This is a genomic window from Shigella sp. FC1544, assembly GCF_001722145.1.
Classification (GTDB): Bacteria; Pseudomonadota; Gammaproteobacteria; order Enterobacterales; family Enterobacteriaceae; genus Escherichia; species Escherichia coli.
The window spans coordinates 1-1308 of the sequence record NZ_MECT01000307.1 but is presented as its reverse complement, the minus strand read 5'-3'; the positions used below and the strand labels follow the sequence as shown (position 1 = coordinate 1308).

Here is a 1308-nt window from a genome sequence, read left to right as displayed (position 1 = left end):
TTTCTGGTGCGTACCGGGCTGAGAGGCGGTGTAAGTGAACTGTAGTTGCCATGTTTTACGGCAATGAGAGCAGAGATAGCGCTGATGTCCGGCAGTGCTTTTGCCGTTACGCACCACGCCTTCAGTAGCGGAGCAGGAAGGACATCTGATGGAAATGGAAGCCACGCAAGCACCTTAAAATCACCATCATACACTAAATCAGTAAGTTGGCAGCATTACCTAGAAAAAGTTAAGAATTAACATGGGTAGGCCGTTTAAAGAGCCTACCCACTGACTTATTTATCTTTTTTTGAAAAAAATTAAGATAAGAAAAAGAACAATATTTGTTACAGGAAATACCCCCAAAACTCCCCAGTACTTACTCCATCCTAGAGACATCGTATATCTACCAAGGATTTGACAAAACCCAAAACTTAACCCTATACCTATACTTCTTAAGTTTAATGTCGTAGTCAGGCTTAAAATAAATAGAACAAGGATGGTAATAGCCCACCACAATAACCATGCCTTAACAAAATCAGATTTTTTGCTGTAAGGTTATTTACCCAAGAAGAACTGCCAAAAGTTACCATTTCCCATATAGAATCCATTCACCCAAGATATTGTTTATAGAATAAAAATACATTTCAATTATATTTAATTAAAATATACCCCATCAATAAAAACTTACACACTCTAAATTACTACTGTATAGTTATCAATGCAAAGACTGCTATATTGCATATATATATGCAAACCACATAATTCAGGTAATATATATTCAAAACAATTATATATATAAAACAATGTAAAAATGTTCAAATCATCCATCAGAAATATATTCTACCCATCCAGGCTTGAGCGTTTATCACGCTTTCAGTTCATAATCTATACATTAACATCATGGTCAATATTAATAACTTTGAATGATATCAACCTGGCTTTGAGTTTTATTCTGGTTATTAATAATACCTGGTAATGCTGCCAACTTACTGATTTAGTGTATGATGGTGATTTTAAGGTGCTTGCGTGGCTTCCATTTCCATCAGATGTCCTTCCTGCTCCGCTACTGAAGGCGTGGTGCGTAACGGCAAAAGCACTGCCGGACATCAGCGCTATCTCTGCTCTCATTGCCGTAAAACATGGCAACTACAGTTCACTTACACCGCCTCTCAGCCCGGTACGCACCAGAAAATCATTGATATGGCCATGAATGGCGTCGGATGTCGCGCCAGTGCACGCATTATGGGCGTTGGCCTCAACACAGTTTTACGTCACTTAAAAAACTCAGGCCGCAGTCGGTAACCTCGCGCATACAACCGGGCAGTG

At 39.2% G+C, this 1308-nt stretch carries 1 protein-coding gene and 2 pseudogenes; 1 reads left to right on the top strand and 2 read right to left on the bottom strand.

Annotated elements, in window-relative coordinates; all coding sequences use genetic code 11:
- Positions 1–165, bottom strand: a 165-nt coding sequence (locus BGK49_RS27370) for an IS1 family transposase (RefSeq protein WP_047664789.1), incomplete at its 3' end; no start/stop codon positions are given.
- A 114-nt stretch (positions 166–279) separates the two neighbouring features.
- Positions 280–579, bottom strand: a pseudogene (locus BGK49_RS31135) (hypothetical protein).
- Between the two features lie 429 nt (positions 580–1008).
- Here BGK49_RS31135 and BGK49_RS14840 point away from each other — a divergent pair.
- A pseudogene (locus tag BGK49_RS14840) lies at positions 1009–1281 on the top strand (IS1-like element transposase); the annotation flags it as partial.
- Positions 1282–1308: the final 27 nt, after the last annotated feature.